Origin of the sequence: Acinetobacter sp. ANC 5045 (assembly GCF_004331005.1) — a bacterium.
In the GTDB taxonomy this organism is placed as follows: Bacteria; Pseudomonadota; Gammaproteobacteria; order Pseudomonadales; family Moraxellaceae; genus Acinetobacter; species Acinetobacter towneri.
In genome coordinates, this window is the sequence record NZ_SJNS01000010.1 from 73,873 (window position 1) to 88,113 (window position 14,241).

Annotated in this window: 11 protein-coding genes; 4 read left to right on the forward strand and 7 right to left on the reverse strand. The window is 39.4% G+C overall.

The features are described 5' to 3' along the window. Positions 1 to 380: 380 nt before the first annotated feature. Positions 381 to 617: a hypothetical protein gene (locus E0H79_RS09460; RefSeq protein ID WP_004976747.1), complete on the forward strand. Its 237-nt coding sequence runs from the start codon at positions 381 to 383 to the stop codon at positions 615 to 617. A 173-nt stretch (positions 618 to 790) separates the two neighbouring features. On the opposite strand, the gene E0H79_RS09465 is transcribed toward E0H79_RS09460, so the two are convergent. Continuing rightward, the gene (locus tag E0H79_RS09465; protein ID WP_004976749.1) at positions 791 to 1,243 is read right to left on the reverse strand and encodes a hypothetical protein; all 453 of its coding nucleotides are present in this window, start codon (positions 1,241 to 1,243) and stop codon (positions 791 to 793) included. A gap of 140 nt (positions 1,244 to 1,383) precedes the next feature. Here E0H79_RS09465 and E0H79_RS09470 point away from each other — a divergent pair, with 140 nt between their 5' ends. Further along, entirely contained in the window at positions 1,384 to 2,244 is an 861-nt protein-coding gene (locus E0H79_RS09470; protein ID WP_104851904.1) for an alpha/beta fold hydrolase, read from the forward strand. Between the two features lie 267 nt (positions 2,245 to 2,511). On the opposite strand, the gene E0H79_RS09475 is transcribed toward E0H79_RS09470, so the two are convergent. Then, positions 2,512 to 4,035 (reverse strand): TerC family protein, encoded by a 1,524-nt coding sequence (locus tag E0H79_RS09475; protein WP_004976753.1) that lies wholly within the window; start codon positions 4,033 to 4,035, stop codon positions 2,512 to 2,514. 777 nt (positions 4,036 to 4,812) lie between these two features. On the opposite strand from E0H79_RS09475, the gene E0H79_RS09480 reads away from it, so the two are divergent. Continuing rightward, complete coding sequence (locus tag E0H79_RS09480; RefSeq protein WP_004976754.1) at positions 4,813 to 5,277, forward strand: MarR family winged helix-turn-helix transcriptional regulator; 465 nt, start codon at positions 4,813 to 4,815, stop codon at positions 5,275 to 5,277. A 54-nt stretch (positions 5,278 to 5,331) separates the two neighbouring features. On the opposite strand, the gene E0H79_RS09485 is transcribed toward E0H79_RS09480, so the two are convergent. The 5 genes from E0H79_RS09485 to E0H79_RS09505 form a co-directional block, all read right to left on the reverse strand. After that, entirely contained in the window at positions 5,332 to 6,009 is a 678-nt protein-coding gene (locus tag E0H79_RS09485; RefSeq protein WP_131261471.1) for an SOS response-associated peptidase family protein, read from the reverse strand. Between the two features lie 115 nt (positions 6,010 to 6,124). Further along, entirely contained in the window at positions 6,125 to 7,567 is a 1,443-nt protein-coding gene (locus E0H79_RS09490; RefSeq protein ID WP_131261472.1) for an aldehyde dehydrogenase family protein, read from the reverse strand. Positions 7,568 to 7,766: 199 nt separating this feature from the next. After that, a complete protein-coding gene (locus tag E0H79_RS09495; protein WP_096901411.1) occupies positions 7,767 to 9,932 on the reverse strand; it encodes a malate synthase G in 2,166 nt (721 codons plus the stop codon). Between the two features lie 358 nt (positions 9,933 to 10,290). Beyond that, positions 10,291 to 11,445, reverse strand: a complete 1,155-nt coding sequence (gene zapE / locus E0H79_RS09500; protein WP_004976758.1) for a cell division protein ZapE — start codon at positions 11,443 to 11,445, stop codon at positions 10,291 to 10,293. Between the two features lie 89 nt (positions 11,446 to 11,534). Then, complete coding sequence (locus tag E0H79_RS09505; protein WP_165492532.1) at positions 11,535 to 12,542, reverse strand: helix-turn-helix transcriptional regulator; 1,008 nt, start codon at positions 12,540 to 12,542, stop codon at positions 11,535 to 11,537. Between the two features lie 169 nt (positions 12,543 to 12,711). Here E0H79_RS09505 and E0H79_RS09510 point away from each other — a divergent pair, with 169 nt between their 5' ends. Then, positions 12,712 to 14,190 (forward strand): flavin-containing monooxygenase, encoded by a 1,479-nt coding sequence (locus E0H79_RS09510; RefSeq protein WP_131261473.1) that lies wholly within the window; start codon positions 12,712 to 12,714, stop codon positions 14,188 to 14,190. The last annotated feature ends 51 nt before the right edge of the window (positions 14,191 to 14,241 follow it).

Below are 14,241 nucleotides of genomic sequence, written 5' to 3' on the forward strand. Positions count from 1 at the left end.
AGCAACCCAAATAATTATTTGGTATAAATAAACAAATGAAATTAAAATATTTTCAATAAAAAACTAAAACAAAATAAATCATTCACCCATTTTAAGCAGAGCTCAAATTAACGCTAAAGTCGTATAGTCGCCCTCAAAATTAGCTGGCATAAAATATGCAAGTACGATTGAAATCGTATTTAAATGGCTTAAAAAACACACTACTTTTTATTATTTTGTAAATAAATGATAACAAATAGTAGTATTTCATATGAAAATGATGTTTTTTATCAAAATATGACTATAAGGGCTTGAAATAGTTTGCTAAACAAGGTAGAACAATAAAACCAATCTGACTAAAATGCTCTGATTTTAGTGATTTATAACAAGGAGGGATGGAGATGTTTTCACATTTCAATACGCAAGTCTTCATTAACGCTCTGAAGGCTAACCAAAATCTAGTTACTTTTTTAAGCACCACTTTTGCACTGATGCTGACCCTATTGCTCCAAGGCTCAATTCAAGGCAACTTGAAACCAACCTATTTTTTATATGCCTTATTGGTATGTATAGCCTTTGCGATTTGGACATCCATTGACCAAAAGTTTCGTGAACATAAAAACGTAGAAGTTCATTAATCATACCCTAGCACCCACTCATTTTAGCTTTTTCGCTTTCACTTTGCGGCAGATGGATCACTCCTCTGCCGCCAAACTCAAAAAGTAGATTCTAATCATCATTCCTGATCTACAGCAAAAATCTCAAAATCTTCTACGGGCTACCAAGAAAAAATTAAACTGAGCAATTAGAATTACAACAATCCATAGATTGCGCCAAGCAATAACACACTAGTCCCACCCAATTCAGCCACAATCAATAACAGCATCGCCAAACTCATGCACCAACTTGGCAATGTCCATGCTGCAATTTGATGCGGTTGTTTAAATTGATTAGTGGTATCTTTAAGCAATCCATGCAAGATATAACTCAGAATAGAAAAGCTAAAAAATACTAAATTTAGAATCACACAAATTAAAATTACAGTGGCATCCCAAATACAAAAATAAGCCAAGACCGCTAAAATTAAACTTGCAGGTGCATATAACAAACTACTGCGATGTGCGATATCCACATAATAATGAGCACGCGCTTGGGCAGAAGCACGAATTTGCCAATATTTCCACACGCCTGTAAGCATCCCCACCCACAAAAATATTCCACTGAAAATAATCGCAAGGCGCACTGCCAAAGATAAACTTTCCATGTTTAACACTCTTTTATTTTTCGTGTGGCTATTTAACTACACTCGCAGACTACTAAGCTTGACTTTAGAGTCAGAATAAATACAAGTTTCTTTTTGGAACTCGTGTAAAGTAACTTTATTCTCATCATCCTTAAAACATTATGAGCACATTTGAAAGCTTAAATATTATATGTGCAGATGGTTATGCCCTCGCTGCCCGTTATTATCCAAATCAATATACACAAGCACAGCGTCTACCCGTCTTGATTTGTCCCGCGACAGGCATTACCAAGAATTTTTATCACGCTTTTGCCACATGGCTAAATGAACAAGGCTATGCTGTGCTGTGTTTTGATTTTCGTGGTATTGGTGATTCGTTACACGAACCATTGAAACAATGTGAAGCCAGTATTGTTGATTGGGGGCAGTTAGATATTCCTGCAGCAGTAAATACTTTGCTGCAAAAAACGCAAGCTGAACAAGTGGTTTTATTGGGACACAGCGCAGGCGGACAATTACTGGGGATTAATCCTGAATATCATAAAGTGGCAAAAGTCGTAGCTGTTTCAGGCTCTACAGGCCACACAAAAGGTTTAAAAGGTCGTACTCGCCTACTTGCCCCTGTGATGTTTAAAGTTATTTTTCCACTTGCCAGAATCACACATGGTTATGGCCCAACCAATGCAATTGGCATGGGCGAAAACCTACCTAAAAATGTGGCCCAACAATGGGCACAATTTTGCAGCAAACCCGGCTATGTCATCAATGCTATAGGCAAAACAGTTTCACAGCATTATCACGATAAAATTCGTTGCCCGATTACTGCTATTTGGAGTTCGGATGATGAGATTGCCACCGAAGCCAATGTGAAAGATTTACTCCGTCTCTATCCCCATGCATCGACTAATATGATTGAACTTAAACCAAAGCGTTATCAGCATAAAGCCATTGGGCATATGGCGATGTTTAAAAAGTCACATCGAAATTTATGGAATGTGATTGAAAATCAATTGGCAGTTTAATTTTTAGTGGCGAAGTCACATACAAATTAAACATTTGTTTTAGTTTCTCGCTTTTTCTTTTCCCTATTTAAGCAACCAAATTTGTAATCCTGTTTGGTTGTTTCTTTTTTTCTATTCCATGCCACATTTCATGTTCAGCTTTTAAAATCCAGACTTATCGCTGATACACATTTTCAGGATGAAACATCACAATCTTTTTATTACACCATAAAAAAGCTCCACCATTTCGGTAGAGCTTTTTGAGTGATTTAATTCAAAGCTTAGTAATTAGCGTAAGCGAATCATCACAGTTTTAATACGGTTACCATCAAGTTCTGTCACTTCAAAGTGCACACCTTGATAATCCAACTGCGTGCCGACCTGAACTTCACCTTGGGTTTTATCTAAAATCAAACCTGCAACGCTAATGTAGCCTGCATCTTCTTCAATCAGATCCATCATACCCAGTTCAAGTTCAAGCTGGTATAAATCCAGCATACCTGTTGCTTTCCATTCGTTTTCATTGGTTTTAACCAAATCTAACTGTTCGTCTGCATCAGGGAATTCACCTGCAATCGCTTCAAACACATCAAGCGGTGAAATCAAACCTTGAACATTACCAAACTCATCGCTGACTAAAACCAAAGAACCTTTAGAGGTACGTAACGTATTGATCGCATCAATCACTTTCATTTTTTCAAAAATGTAAATTGGACGCTGACGTTTAATTAAAGCTTTAAGCTCTTCTTCTTCGTCCAATACATCCAACAACTCTTTGGCACGTACAATACTAATGACTTTATCTAAACTACCACGACACACTGGGAATAAGCTGTGTGGTACAGATAGAATCTGTTCGCGGATTTGTTCAGGTGAATCTTCAATATCGACCCATGAAATTTGGCTACGTGGCGTCATAATTGATGCGACTGAACGCTCTGCCAAGGTCAAGACACCACCAATCATGTAGCGTTCTTCATCTGCAAACGCTTCTTGCGCTTCGTTATGCAAATCAGGGCTACTGGTTTCAACTCGCCCCCCCATCAATTTTAAAATTGAATCTGCAGTACGGTGACGTAACGGAATTTTTGCTTCATGTTTTGCAACATTGCGCTGACCAAATTGGTTAAACGCTTCAATAGCAATCGCAACACCAATACCCGAATAGATATAACCTTTAGGGATATGGAAGCCAAAACCTTCTGCAATCAAGCTGATACCAATTAATAGTAAGAAGCTTAAACACAAAATCACCACTGTTGGATGACGGTTCACAAAAGCAGTTAATGGCTTAGATGCAAGTAACATCACCAACATTGCAACCACCATGGCAACCATCATCACATAGATGTTGTCGACCATGCCAATTGCGGTAATGACTGAGTCTAAAGAGAAAACTGCATCTAGAACAACAATTTGTGCTACAACTGCGGCAAAACTTGCATAAACCACATTGGTCGTGACTTTGACTTCGGGTTTGCCTTCCATCTTCTCATGCAACTCTCCTACCGCCTTATAGACGAGGAACAAACCGCCACCCAAGAGAATGAGGTCACGCCCTGAAAAGGTTTTTTCAAATAAGGTAATTAACGGTTCGGTTAAAGTAACCAACCAAGAGATTGCAAATAACAATCCTAAACGCATAAACAACGCTAAAGATAAGCCAATCACACGGGCTTTATCACGCTGTTCTGGGGGTAATTTTTCTGCAAGAATTGCAATAAAGACTAGGTTATCAATACCTAATACGATTTCTAGAATAATAAGTGTAATTAAACCAACCCATATTCCCGGATCTAATAAAAACTCCATTAGTTCATAGCTCCGAGATAGTTAGCAGAAATCGAAATATAAAGTAGACCTGCGCACGGCGACGGATCCATAAAAGTAACCTTTTTAGCAATAGATAGCTTAATTATGCACAATCTTGAACATTTGTAATTAAATTTTTAATTTTTTTGAATAAAACTAAACAGTACGATCTATAAGAAGGTTTTTACTTTATTTTTCACATTCTTAATTTTTTTAGAGCGATGACAGCCAAACAAAAGCCGTGAGAATGGATTAAAAATGTCAAATGAATTGTAATGTATTTTTAGACGCATTAGTCATAGATTACAACTGTAAGCCAACCCACACTTTAATCTAAACTTAAAATATTGATAAAAAACAACTATTGTTAAAAGATTAGACCAAAGCTTATAATTTTTTTGCAAAATTCAACGCAATAACCCGCACTTTTACCTAAAAGCCAAGTGTACAAATGTATTTTTTTAACTAAAATGCAGCCTAAGTTGATGGTTAAATTGATAATTCAACTTATAAAACCAGATAACTCACTACTAATCCAAACTAAAACAATTCTATAGGATTAATTGATATGACACATGAATATGGATTGAACTTAAACAAATGCCTACGCGCTTGGAAAAATAGCCATTTCAAAGCCAGCTTCTAAATCGAGATTCATCATATTTCGTCAGATTTCAACCAAATTTTAGCCACTGAAAGCATCTTGCTAAGCACATGAGTTTTCACATAAAATGTGAAATATCAAAAATACAATTAAAACAATGCAGGGAATATGCAATGTCCAAGAAATATTCAAAATTTCTACCATCCGCCGACCAATATGATATTGAACAATTTCCGTATTATTGGGTCACACAAGTACATGCTCAATATGTACAGAATGTCGATCAGGCACTTAAAAAGTATGGTTTAGATAATTCTCGCCGTCGTATTTTATTGGCATTAAGGTCAAAAGCACATGCGAGTGTGTCTGATTTGTCAGACATGGTGGTGTCAAAAATGTCAACTACAACTAAAATTGTTTATCGTTTAAAAGATGAAGGTTTGGTTGAAACTTATTCTTGTGATGATGATGCGCGTATCACTCGTGTCGTGCTTACTGAAAAAGGTAATGAGATGACCAACAAAATTAATGATCTGACTAGCGTTGTTTTAGAGCAGTCATTTGATGGTTTAACTCCACTACAAATTGAAAAAATGATGGAAAGTTTACGTCATATTTTTAATAATTTAGCACGCTAAACATCACGTTATTGTTCCACATCTGTTCTTATCCTATATAAGCACAAGATGTACTTAAAGATCGAAAAAATTGAGCTGGGGGCTTACTTTTTCGATCTTTGCTTTTGGTACATGTGAACACTCAAACTCGTCTAAAGGAAAGCCCTGCACAAAGCTGTGTATGTTCGGTGTTTTCAAACTTAGCCATTCATCTAAACGTGCATGTGGAATAACAATAACAGAACGTTTGACTGGCCCAGGCTCATGAAATTCCTTCATCATCGCGTGATCAATTGCGTCCATGGTAATCATACTCGCAGAACGGCCAATTTCTTCCGTGCCTTGCCCATCCTTTAAACGGCAAATTTCATACAGTGCTGCAATAAAAAAGGCCTGTCCATCTTTACGACGTACACCCCAACGCTGCGGTTTACTGTCTATATATTTGGATTCATAAAATTCTGACACAACAATCGCGCCAAATTTACACTTATAAGCAGTTTCACTAAAACTTGGTTTTTCTAATAAAGTTTCGTTACGGCAATTATAGGTTTTTTGCGCAATACTTCTGTCTTCCGCCCATTTGGGAATCAAGCCAAAATTCACCGAGCGCCACTCTAAACCTTGTTCAGACTTAAACAATAGTGGCACACTCGAATTTGGATACGCTTCTTCAGCATATTCAAACGGAATTTCAGGCAGACCTAATGCAGATAATTGCGCTATGCTTATTGGTTTAAAATTGGCACACATATACAAATTGGATGATTAGACACACGCACTATATTATGCGTTTTGATCATGAACAGTAAGTGCGCACCCACGCATTCCTTCTTACTCAAACAAAACGCAGGACAAATAATTACCGTTAAGCTGGCAATGTCAGCCAATGCGTGCGGGTAAATTCTTCAAATATCCAGCGCCCATTAAAACGACCTAAGCCTGAGTTTTTCTCACCACCAAACGGTGCATTGGCATGATCGGCAACGGTAATACCATTAATATGTGTCATTCCAACATCAAACTGTGCTGCAAATTCTGCACCGCGTTCTACATTTGTAGTGCATACAGCAGCAGATAAACCATAGCGTGTATCGTTCGCTAACTGTAAGGCATGTGCGGTATCTGCTGCTTTGAGAATCGGTAAAATAGGTCCAAAACTTTCATTTTGTACAATTTCTGAATCGGCAGCGACATTCACAAAAACATGTGGTGCAACTAAGTTCCCCGTAACCCCGCCCGCATAAACCAATTCTGCACCCTGCGCCTGTGCTTTTTGAATAATATGCTGATGCTTTTTCACCTGTTCTGCATTAATAATTGGCCCAATCAAGGTGTCATTTTTATTCGGATCACCTACTACTAATTGCGACACACTTGCTAACAATTTTTCAAGATAGGCTGCATAAATAGACTGATCGACAATGACCCGATTGGTACTCATGCAAATTTGACCTTGATGCAAAAAGCGCCCCATCACAGTTAGTTCTACGGCCAAATCTATATCTGCATCATCCAAAATGACTAAAGGTGCATTGCCACCGAGTTCTAAGGCGACACGTTTTAAATGCTCACCCGCAACGGCCAGTTGCCCTACATGCTGTCCAACTTCTGTAGAGCCTGTAAATGAAATCATTTTAGGAGTTACATGCTCAACAAAGTAATCACCAATTTCACGACTCGCACCCGCCACCACATTGAGTACGCCTGCAGGCAAGTCTGCTTCTTCGAACAGTTTACCGAGTATAGTTCCACCTGTGACTGGCGTATCACTGGCAGGTTTGAGCACTACACTATTACCACAAGCAATCGCTGTAACCACTGAACGCATAGACAAATGGAAAGGGAAATTCCACGGACTGATCACAGCAATAACACCCAAAGGTTTACGCAAAACAACACTACGGACTTTCGGATCTTTGCTTTCCAGTTGCGTCGTGGTCATTTGCTCGGGAAATTGTGCAGCTTCTTGAATAATCCCTAAAGCAGCATCGACTTCGATATTGGCTTTTAAACGGGTACTGCCCGACTCATCAATCAGCCACTGGATAATTTCTTCGCGTCGTTGCTGAATGACTTGCTCTAAGTTCTTAATGATGTATTGACGCAGACTTGTGGATTGAATCAATTGTTCATCAAAAGCTTTTTGCGCTGTACTATAGGCACTATCAACATCTACCACGCTGGCGCCCTGCATCTCAAAAATTGTAGTTTGATGATATGGATTCAAGTTTGGAATGGTTTTAGTAGATGTCCCAACCGACCACTTGCCGCCAATAAATTGTTGATTCAAATCTTGATATGCTGGCATGTATTTGTCCTTGCGCTACTTTTTATATATGACTTTCACTCTACTCCGCAGCTTGATGTTTTTCTAGCAGCAAGTACATCCTGTAACTATTCAGCTGCAAAATTTTCAAAAAACCATAAGCAAAATACAGGCAACAAAAAAGCCTCCGAAGAGGCTCATTTGTTTGTATTACACAATCAGTAAATCAAATCCTAAAGGATTAATCACCTGTATAACCTTTTAACTTTAAACGCGCTGCGTGTAAAAGTGGCTCTGTGTAACCAGAAGGTTGCTCGCCACCTTTGAAGATCAAGTCAGATGCAGCTTGGAATGCAATGTTATTAGCAAAGTCGTTAGACATAGGCGTGTATAGTGGATCATCAGCATTTTGTTGATCTACAATTTTCGCCATGCGCTGCATTACTTCTTCAACCTGTTCACGCGTTACAATTCCGTGACGTAACCAGTTGGCAACGTGCTGAGAAGAAATACGTAAAGTTGCACGGTCTTCCATCAGGCCCACATCATTGATGTCTGGAACTTTAGAACAACCTACACCCAGATCAACCCAACGAACGACATAACCCAAGATACCTTGGCAGTTATTTTCCAGTTCTTTTAGTTTCTCTTCTTCAGACCAGTTGGTATCAGTTGCAAGAGGTGGAGTTAACAAATCATCTAAAGGCAATGCTTCAGTTGCAAGCAATTCTTGCTGACGGTTTGCTACATTAATTTGATGGTAGTGAATCGCGTGAATCACTGCACCTGTTGGAGACGGAACCCATGCACAGCTTGCGCCTGCTTCAGGATGTTCAGTCTTGGTTTTGTACATGTCTAACAGCATGTCTGGTTTTGGCCACATGCCTTTACCAATCTGTGCTTTACCACGTAGACCTGTTTGTAGACCTACCATGACGTTACGGTTTTCGTAAGCTGGGAACCATTTTTGGCCTTTGATTTCGCCTTTACGAACAAATGGACCTGCTTCCATGAAGGTATGGATTTCATCACCTGTACGATCCATGAAACCGGTGTTAATAAAGATGGTACGGTCTTTCGCCTGAGCAATACAGTTTTTCAGGTTAACAGAGGTACGACGCTCTTCATCCATGATACCGATTTTCAGGGTTTTAGCAGGTAAGCCAAGCGCTTGTTCAGCACGTTCAAACAGCTCAACCGCAAATGCTACTTCTTCTGGACCGTGCATTTTTGGCTTAACGATATACATAGAACCGGTACGTGAGTTCTTGATCGTGTTCTCACCACGGATATCAGCCACAGAAAGCAATGGAGTGACCAATGCATCCATGATGCCTTCATAAATTTCTTCGCCATCTACAAGGATCGCCGGGTTTGTCATCAAGTGACCCACGTTACGAAGCAGCATCAATGAACGGCCATGAACCTTGGTCTCACCGCCTTCAACATTTTTGAAGGTGCGGTCAGCATTTAGTTTACGGGTAATGGTCTTGCCATTTTTCTCGATAGACTCTTCAAGCGTACCTTTCATCAAGCCTAACCAGTTACGGTAGCCTTCAACTTTTTCTTCAGCATCAACTGCTGCAACAGAGTCTTCCAAGTCTTGAATCGTCGTTACAGCCGCTTCAAGCACAACATCTTTCACGCCAGCTGCATCTGTCTGTCCAATTGGGCTGTTTGCATCAATCTGGATGATTGCGTGCAGGCCGTTATTTTTCAGTACGATTTCAGTTGGTGCAGAAGCTTCGCCATTGTAACCAACGAATTTAGAGCTATCCGCAACAGTTGTTGTAGAACCATCTTTTAGGCGAACAACAAGTTTGTTTGCTTCTACAGCATATTGAGTCGCGTCGGCATGTGAACCTTGCGCCAATGGGAAAGTTTCATTTAAGAAGTTTTTCGCGAATGCAATTACTTTTTCACCACGAACTGGGTTGTAGCCTTTACCTTTTTCTGCGCCATTTTCTTCAGAAATAACGTCAAAACCGTAAAGTGCGTCATATAACGAACCCCAACGTGCGTTTGCTGCGTTCAAGCAATAACGTGCGTTACGTACAGGTACTACGAGCTGTGGACCAGCCAATAATGCGATTTCTTCATCAACATTTTCGGTGGTAATTTGAAAATCTTCTACTTCTGGTAATAAGTAGCCAATTTCAGTCAAGAAAGCTTTGTAAGCTTCTAATTCAAATGTATTATTGCGGTGCCATTCATCAATTTTAGCCTGAAGCTCATCACGCTTTGCGAGTAATGTTTTGTTCTTAGGGCTAAGATCGACAACGACTTGCTCAAAGTTTTTCCAGTATGTATCACTGTCCAAACCAGAACCTGGTAATGCTTCATTTTCGATGAAATCGTAAAGTTCTTTAGCAATCGCTAACTTGCCTTTTTGAATACGTGCAGTCATTGTCTTTCCTGATATTGCTACTTTTTATACAAGAGATTCTAGTATACTGATTTATATTTAGCTGAATAGTATTATCACATTTCAAAATAACGATCATTTATTACAAGATGAATGACAACAATCATCATAAATCCTGATCAGAAACACGACACTATTACTCATCTAAATACACTTTTACAGTGTATAAAGTTTTTGAAATGTCGAAATTAGACTTAAGTTCAGATTTTGTTGTAAAAATCGGCGTCAGTCTTATTGCAACCCTTCAAGATTAAGCCATGTTTATGACAAAATGTCGATAAAACCAACAGTCACATCTTTTCTATCATAAAAAAGCGCCTAGTTCTAGGCGCTTAAAAGATCAACTGATTTGATGTTTGGCTTCGGTGGCCTGTATCTGTCGATGTTCTTCATTTAAGTAATCATCAGACTGCATTTCCAATAAACGTGAACGTGTGCGTTCAATTTCAAATGCCAGTTTTTCGCCCTGATAAATTTCAATAATCGAATCTTCAGAAGTCAGTAATAACTTGACACCACGATCATAAAATTCATCGACCAAATAAATAAAACGACGTGTTCCTTCAGACAAGAAGTCTGTTAAATGCGGTACATTGCTCACCAAAACCGTGTTGTAGATGTTGGCAATTTCAATAAAGTCTGCAGGACTACGCGGTTTAAAGCACAGTTCTGAAAATTCACACCACAACACATCTTCAGTATGCGCAATTGTTTCAACAATACGTTGGTTGATAATAATTGGCTCAGAAGAATAATGTTGTGTATTACTCAAAGCACTGAAACGCTGTGCCATCCAGTTTTGATTATCATGCGTTAAAGGCGATTTAAATAATTGCGCCTGTTTCAAAACACGTAAGCGATAATCTACACCAGCATCGACATTTAGCACTTGGCAATGTTTTTTGACCATTTCAATGGTTGGAATAAAACGATCTCGATGGATACCATTTTTATATAAACCGTCTGGGGCGATGTTAGATGTTGCCACCAAAGTAATGCCACGATGGAATAATTTTTGGAACAAGTCACTCAGAATCATCGCATCAGTCACGTTAGATACGAAAAATTCATCGAAACAAATCACCACTGCATCTTTATAAATTTGGTCTGCAACAGAATCGAGCGGGTTACGCTGCCCTGAAAGTTTGTTCAGTTCACGATGCACATGCTGCATAAAGTGGTGAAAGTGCATACGTGTTTTACGTCTAAATGGAATCGAGTCGTAAAACTGATCCATGAGCCATGTTTTACCACGACCTACACCACCCCACATATAAACACCCTGTGGTGCTGTTTGGCGGCGGAAACGGCGGAACGCTTTTTTTGATGCTTTATAGCGTTGAATTAATTCCTGCCACACACGCTCAAGTTCGTGTACAGCCTGCGCCTGCGCATCATCTGGCATAAATTGTCCAGAGGCTAACGCTTGTGCATAACGCTCCGCAGGCGATAATGGAGTAAAGGCTGTGGTTTGTGGCGAATTAAAATCAGACATATTCATCAGTACTTATTTGGGCTTGTAGATTATAACGAAGATCGAATCGGGAGATATAGCACTTTGGCATAGTTTGCAAAATACTTAGGCTATTTTGTATATTGGCGTGGACTTTGTCCAAACCACCGTTTAAAGGCATGGTTAAATGCCGCAGGTTCTGAATAACCAAGTAACTCTGCAATCATTTCAATTGAATATTCCTGATATTCAATTAATCGCAATGCTTTATCTTTGATAAGATCTTCACGAATTTGTTTGTAACTAGTGTTCAATTGTTGCAGTTGATGGCGCAATGTCCGTTCAGGAATTTGCAAAGCATGTGCTGTTTCTGCCATGCTCGGCATACTGCCTTGTTGTAATTCCAAATAATCTTTTACGCGCTGTACCACCGAAGGCGCATCATCTTCGAGTTTAAGTCGCTCTAACTCAATCACGCATTTGGCTTCATAACTACTAAAAGTGACTGCATCGGCAGATGGAATACGTGCTGTGAGAACTGCATCATCAAACCAAAACGCTGCTTGGGGTTGATTAAAAACAATATCTTGACCGTAATAATCATAAAAAGTTTGCAAAACTTCACTTTGCTGCGGCTGTGCAAATGGCAATTCTATGCGAATACGTGGCGCACTCATCCCCATCATTTTATATAGGTCTTGAATAAATTTGAACGTGCCTGAAATTTCACACTGCGCACGCAATACACCTAAACTACTATGTAAATCATTGGGTTGATAACACAAGGCAATATGTCGCGTGCTATGTTGCAAACTCAGTTTCCCGCTTAAATGCGTCAATCCCTGATATTGAATCCCTTTTTCTAATGCAGTGGCAATATCTGGACTGGTCACCAATAACATCAGTAAAGGACCATAACCTGCCAAAGCATAATGCTGTCCAATAAACAGCCCCATTTCAGGCTCTACATCTTCACCAATGACTTTGAGAATATCCCATTCCAAACTCGGATGAATAATTGAACTGGTATCCAGCGCATCTGCACGCAAGCCGATACTTTGCAATTTTGCATCGACATCAACGCCTGCTTTACGCATGCCTTGTATTAAATACATTAAGCCAAGTATGGATCTTTTCATAAAATGAACAGTGCGAAACGGAATATCCTTTTTACCCGATTCATCCACAGATAGAAATTGCCGAAAATATCAATTTTTATGTCAGCACGATCATGTTACCACATGCTGGCTTATTCTATCCTGACTCAAACAAACTCAAGTCAAACAAAATAAATATAAGGATGTCTTCATGCAGGATGCAGCAGCTCATTATCAAGTCGCAATTATTGGCGCAGGCTTTGGTGGATTAGCCATGGCGATTCGTTTGCTACAACGCAACATTCATAACTTTGTGATTTTAGAAAAGTCTAATGAAGTGGGTGGTACTTGGCGTGAAAATCAATACCCTGGCGCGGCTTGTGATGTGCAGTCGCATCTGTATTCATTGTCATTTGCACCCAAAACTGACTGGTCAAAACGCTATGCCGAAGCACCAGAAATTTTTCAGTATATTCAAGATGTGGTGCAACAGTTTAATCTGCGCGAATATTGCCAATTTAACAGCGAAGTGGTGCATACCGAATACCATGAAAAAGACTGTGTATGGCATGTTGCGTTAAAAGATGGCAGACAATTGAGTTGCCAATATTTAGTCTTTGCTTCTGGCCCACTGCATGTGCCACAAATCCCGCACATTAAAGGCATTGAAAAGTTTCAGGGCAAGGTTTTTCACTCGTCTCAATGGGATCATCAATACAACTTAAATAGCAAAGTTGTGGCATCTATTGGCACAGGCGGCAGCGCGATTCAATACATTCCTGAAATTGCACCTCAAGTTAAACAGTTATATGTCATGCAACGTACAGCTGCATGGGTCATTCCACGAGATGAACGCAAATATCTGAATATTGAGAAAAAACTGTTTAAACAAGCAGACTGGTTTAGAAAGTTGCATCGTGCGCGTTTGTATTGGTCGAATGAATCACGTGCAATTCCAATCATGCAACCTAGCGTGATGAAATATACCCAAAAACTGGCAGAAGCCTTTATTCGTTTTCAGGTCAAAGACAAACAATTGGCACAAAAACTCACGCCTGACTACATTATGGGATGTAAACGTATTTTAGTGTCCAATAAATACTTCCCAACTTTTAACCGTGACAACGTCGAATTAGTGACTGATGCAATACAGGAATTGACTGCAGACAGCATCATCACCAAAGATGGTAAAATGCGAAAAATTGATTGTCTGATTTATGGCACAGGCTTTATTACCGATCCGCGTATCTATCTACAGCCATTTAGCTGCATTGGTGAACATGGCGTTGAATTAAAACAGGCATGGAAAGATGGCGCAGAAAGCTATTACGGCATTAGCCACAAAGGTTTTCCGAACCTGTTTCAGTTGCTTGGGCCAAATACAGTTTTGGCGCATAACTCGGTTATTTTTATGATCGAATCGCAAGTCGATTACATTCTGCAAATGATGGATTTGGTGGCACAATCACAGAGCAATGCAATTGTAGTAAAAGATCAAGTACAAGATCAATTTAACCACGATGTGCAAGACATGCTAAATAACACGGTTTGGCAATCTGGCTGTGTAAGTTGGTATCAACAAGATGGTGGAAAAAACTTTGCACTTTGGCCAACCTATACTTGGAAATATTGGCTAAAAACCAAGTCGCTGCATCCGAGTGATTTCAGATTAATCAGTAAAGCGGCATAAATTTCCGCTTTTAAAAGCAAACTGGCATAATCAACAGGTTTTTATCTATCT